General features: G+C 49.6%; 4 protein-coding genes. All 4 read right to left on the minus strand.

Annotation, left to right across the window (positions count from 1 at the left end; genetic code table 11):
- Positions 1 to 2,715 (minus strand): PVC-type heme-binding CxxCH protein (locus ACTIE6_RS17055; protein ID WP_439557790.1); only part of this gene is annotated, 2,715 nt, incomplete at its 3' end.
- A gap of 46 nt (positions 2,716 to 2,761) precedes the next feature.
- Positions 2,762 to 3,637 carry a ThuA domain-containing protein gene (locus tag ACTIE6_RS17060; protein WP_439557791.1) on the minus strand — a complete coding sequence of 292 codons (876 nt, stop codon included), beginning with the start codon at positions 3,635 to 3,637 and terminating at the stop codon, positions 2,762 to 2,764.
- Between the two features lie 202 nt (positions 3,638 to 3,839).
- The gene (locus ACTIE6_RS17065; RefSeq protein ID WP_439557792.1) at positions 3,840 to 4,559 is read right to left on the minus strand and encodes an outer membrane beta-barrel protein; all 720 of its coding nucleotides are present in this window, start codon (positions 4,557 to 4,559) and stop codon (positions 3,840 to 3,842) included.
- A 75-nt stretch (positions 4,560 to 4,634) separates the two neighbouring features.
- Positions 4,635 to 5,154: vanadium-dependent haloperoxidase (locus ACTIE6_RS17070; RefSeq protein WP_439557793.1), on the minus strand; the 520-nt coding region annotated here is incomplete at its 5' end.

The raw sequence follows: 5,154 nt of genomic DNA on the forward strand, positions 1-5,154 counted from the left end.
TTTAACATTCCTGTCATTCAGATGCGCCTCGGCAGCTTCCCAGGCGTGGATCATCCAGTCGTCGAGCGGCATTTTCTTGGCTTCCGCCAGTATCGGCAAACCCTTTTCTTTACCGATCCACGAGGCAGCGACAATAGCTACCAGGCGCACCCTGCTATTCTCATCCCTGGCAGCCTGCATCAACAGCGCAGCCTGGTCGGGTACCTGGTGACCAGTGTAACGTACTACCTCCACAGCAGCAGCCCGTGCGTGATAATCCTTCGCTTTCAGCAATTGTTTCAGCAGTTTCTGGTCCACTTTGTTCAATCCCCAGCTTACCCATAATCCTTCCAGTAAATGGTGCTCGTATCTCGGATCTTTTTTGTCCAACCCGGCAATCCAGGTATTCATTTTGGTTAAAACCTCATTTGCATTCCGTCCTCTCAGCTCTCTTCTTGTCCTGTATCTGGTGCGGTATTCCGGTAATTTCAGGTTATTTAAAAGCTCTTCAATGCTCGCGCCGGCTACTTTGGCAGGCGTTACCAGAGGCCGCGAAGGATAAGTAATGCGGTACACGCGGCCGTGAGAATGGTCACGCAAAGGATCTCGTGCATTGTGCTGCATGTGGCCGATCAGGATATTGTGCCAGTCGATCACGTACAGGGATCCGTCAGGCGCAAACTCCATATCAACCGGACGGAAATTGCGGTCTTCACTCACCACCAGGTCCTGGCGGTGTTGACTTTTATAACCTGTCCCGTCATCTACCAGCGTATGCTCTTTTGTACCCAAAAATCCAATGGTATTATTGATCAGGAAATCACCCTGTAACTCGTCTGGAAAATGGCGGCTGGAAACGAATTCCAGACCGGAAGTCGGGCGTACGCGATGCTTTTCCTCCACCAGCTGCACCGATTTGTGCGTAGCCTCTCCATATCTTGGCAACACAGCCCCCGGCAGCATCCAGCGTACATCCGGGCTGGATGTTTCAGCAAAAAACGGCTGCCCCCAATCGTCGAATGCAATACCCCACGGGTTAGGGATCGACAACTGCGCGGTACGTTCCAGCTTTTTCAACTGAGGCGCATATCTGTAAAAACCGCCGTTTGTAGCACGCACGGGCCCGTAAGAAGTTTCTACATTGGTGTGCAGGAAAACACCCTCTCCCGAGTAAATAGCCCCTGACGGATCTACTGTGAACGCGTGGCTGTTGTGGTGGGTATCGTGGTCATCAAAGCCGCTAAGGAGGATTTCCATTTTGTCCGCCTTATCGTCTCCGTTTGTATCTGCAAAAAATTTCAGGTTGGTGCCTTGAGACACATATACACCCTCGGGAGCAATCTCGAATCCAAGCGGTAAATGCAGCCCGTCGGCAAAAACTGTTTGCTTATCCGCCTTGCCATCGTTGTTGGTATCTTCCAGGATAATGATCTTGTCGTTGGGCTTTGAATCACCGGGCTTGTAATGCGGGTAACTTGGCATGGTCGCAATCCAGAGACGGCCTTTATTATCAAAAGACATCTGCATTGGTTTCGCCAGGTCAGGAAACTCCTCCTCGGAAGCAAAAAGCTCTATCTTATAACCTTGCGGCACTTTTAGCTTGCTTAATGCATCCTGTCCGTACAGGTAAGTGAGGCTGCCATTTTTTTCCGGGTTAAAATTCGTTTTCACCGGAGGAAGCGGCTTCGTGTTCTTGTCAGCCGCAGCCAGGTCCGTCTTCTCTCCTTTGGAAGCAGCCAGCCAGATCGCCTTATCGCGGATATCCGTCATTTCACGGATCTTCTCGATCTCCGCAGGGTAGTTATCAGGTCCAAATGGATTATACCTGCGACCATACACGTGCACGCCATTTGGTATCTTGAAATCGTTGTGCCACATCCAGTTCTTCTCATCCACAGCTTCGTGAACCAGCTTCCTGTTGGCCTCTGCTTTGGGTGAAGATTTCCCGAAAATCTGATCTGTAAGCAACAAACCCAGCTTTTTGTAACCTGCTTCATTCAGCTGCGATCCATCAATGGTAAGCGGCTCCTTGGTTTCAGCGTACCATTTCTGTGAAGGCGCGAATGCATCTACGAAAAGAACGCCATTCTTTCCTGCAACTTCTTTCATTGCATTGGTATACAACAGCAAATTCTCGTTTTCCTTTTTACCGTTTGGCAGGTCGTACCTGTCCGTCAGGTCTTCAAATGCGATTGGGGAAACGATAGCGAGCTGAGGTGCGGTGCTGCCGTTGTATTTCTGAGACAATGTGTATTTGATAAATGCGTCCAGCTCAGCCTTGTAATTGGCCAAACCTGCCTTGCCCTGAAAAGACTCATTATAGCCAAAAAACGCAACAATCACATCCGCCTTTAACCGCGTCAGCCATTGATCCGGCGTATCAAAATGTCCTTCGCTTTGTGAAGGATTTGCCAGTTCTGTCTGGAATTTTTCAGCGCCGGGGAAAGCCCAGGGCGAATTGCGGCTTGCGTGCGGTCTGAAACCCGGCGTATCACCGCCGTCGCACATATTCCGGATAAAAAGCTCATTCTGAGGATAACGCACGTGCAGCTCCGTTTCGAAATGATCGTAGTTCATCATTCGCGAACCTAGATTATTGCCAAGCAGAACAATATGTGCGCCTTTTTGAAGGGTAATGGAAGCGGATTGATTGAATTTGAAAGCACTGAATGCAATCAGCGCCAATCCAAATGCAATAAGCGATACGTGAACGCTGATTCTTCTGGGTTTGGACATTTTATTGTATTCTTAAAAGTTGGGATTAGGATGTATGCAGGTACTACTATTTCATGCCGCGGTAGGCAACGTCGATGTTCATCTTGCCTTTCCATTTAGGAACAGGCATTCCCAGTTCCCAGTGAATTGCATTCACGATCAGGCGCTGAAAAGGTTCAAGTTTAAAATCTTCCGGGTGCCCAAGGGTTGTCATGAAAACTTTGGCACCGAATGAGTTGGTACCCGTCCAGGCTACCGGATTTTCAATTGCTTCCTTGTCCGGGTTTACCGATTTGCCCATTAACAGCCAGGTCGAACCTTTTGTCGGATAGTCGGGCAGCACGCGGTAAAGCCAGGAGCGCGCGTGAAAAGGCCCTTTAACACCGGTAAGGATCGGATTTTTAGCCTGTTCAGGAATAACGGTTACATCTGTACTGCTTTCATGCCCGTAATGCGTATGCCTGGCAGCACCGCCCCAGCCCGGAGGTGAGTTCAATGCAAACTCGCCAAATGCATTCCATTTCTCACTCTCGTGGCCTTTTGGAAAGTTAAACGCGTGGGTTGTCGTGCGGAAACCCATGACCGGCTTCCCTGTTTTTAGATAAGCATCAATGTGGGCAAGCTGATCGGGAGGCAGCTGTCGCCATCTGAGATAGAATATAGCCAGATCCGCATCTTTCAGCGCTTCCAGGCCGGGAATGTTCTTCTCGTCGTTGGGTCCGTCTTTGGCTTTCAGGAAAACGGTTCTCATGCCATAGTTCTTTTCCAGCTCGGCAGCCAGGATTGGGAGCGTTTCTTCGCCGCTATACTCGTGGTCGCCGGTTACGAAAACGACAACCGGTTCCTTCTTTTGCGCCTCGACAACGCTGCTTGTAAGTAGTGTAATGGATATGATTGTAAAAATCAGCAGCCAGGAGTGGCCGCAGTGCAGCAATTTTGTCATGCGAATAAAATTAGCCTTGTAAGAGTTTAGAATTAAGATCCAAAATAACGGAATACCGCGCATTGCCTGGCATCCTGTCCGGGTTTACTCTGAAATTTTCCGGAAAGATATAACACTAATACTTAGAAGACTCCCGAATCCAATTTTTCCCTTACTTAATGCTAGTTGAAAGATCGATGGACTGGCGATATGAACATTGAAATTAAAAAAACCGCAATCCGAACGTGAGTGAAACGCGGGAGAGGTCGACGCTGTCGTCTTTGGACAGATGGAGTGTCTGGGTGCTGACATCCGTTTTTCGCTGCATTCTGTAAATCGCCCCCATCATGGCGTTACCGGTCAGATGAAGGGCAAAATGCCTGCTGATTTTTTGTTCCAGCCCTACACTGATACCCCAGCCCATGGTCTTGCCCGTGAATGTAAGCTGCTCCCCGTTCAATGCAGCTTTGTTCTGGTAGGGCTGGTAACCCAGCATAAATGAGCTGAGTACCGAGGTTGTATGATTTTTAAGATAGTGCCGGTAGATCACCGAGCCGCTCAGGTGTTGGATCGTCACATTTTCCTTTAATCCATCCTCCGAAGCTGCATTCCCCTGATAATATTCGTATTGCAGCCCGAAACCCACTTTTTGCCAGTGGAAATAAGATACATTCGCGCCCGCAGCAAACCCGGATTTCAGATCATCCACGTAGTTCTTGGTCGCCACGTCCGAGATCTTGCCAGGCCTGAAAAGCCGGTAGGCATAGCCACCACTGAGACCATATTCCCATTTAGGCGGCTTGTTCACATTCGCATCCTGCTCTTTGACCAGCACAGCCGAGGCTTCCCTGTCTTTTCTCCATTCAGCGCCCGCCGGGTTTTGCCCAAACAAACAGCCAGCCGAAAAAACGAATGCAAGAAGGAGCGACAGTGCTCTGATCATGATTGAAATTGCTTAAAACAGTTTTCAAAACTATCCAATTTTGGTCCAAGTTTGATTACTAACCAGCACTTAATGTCAGAGTACCGGCTTGATGCCGCTGTTTTTAAGCTTTTCTACAACAAACTGACCGATTGCTTTGCCCTGCTCCTGCCCGTTCTCAATCGCATCGCGGTAGTGAATCCCGCCGTACAACCGCGAGATAGCCGCTTCTTCCGCAGCTTGTCTGAATGATTTAAAATCACGTGTCGGCAGATCAAAAATCACCTCGGTATCATCGCGAAATGAGAAATGATCGCCTAAAAGATAAGTAAGTGCCTCCGCTACGGCCGTGGAGATTACACTGTGCCCGCTGGTGTACTCGGGGAATGGCGGGGTTTGCAGGAGCGGCTGCCATTTGGGATCGATCGACCGGGTAATCACCGTTTCCGGCCGGACGCGGCTGCTGCGGTACTTTTCATCCCAGCAACTGATAAATCCGTCCATCAGCGTTGCCGCCGCGATCGCGTGCACCATAATTCCTTTGTCCAGGTCCAGCTTTGCCTTTGTGGTCGCTATGCCGGTAATATTCATCCAGTGCCCGCCCGGACTGATCTTC

Origin of the sequence: Dyadobacter sp., from assembly GCF_051859145.1 — a bacterium.
GTDB lineage: Bacteria > Bacteroidota > Bacteroidia > Cytophagales > Spirosomataceae > Dyadobacter.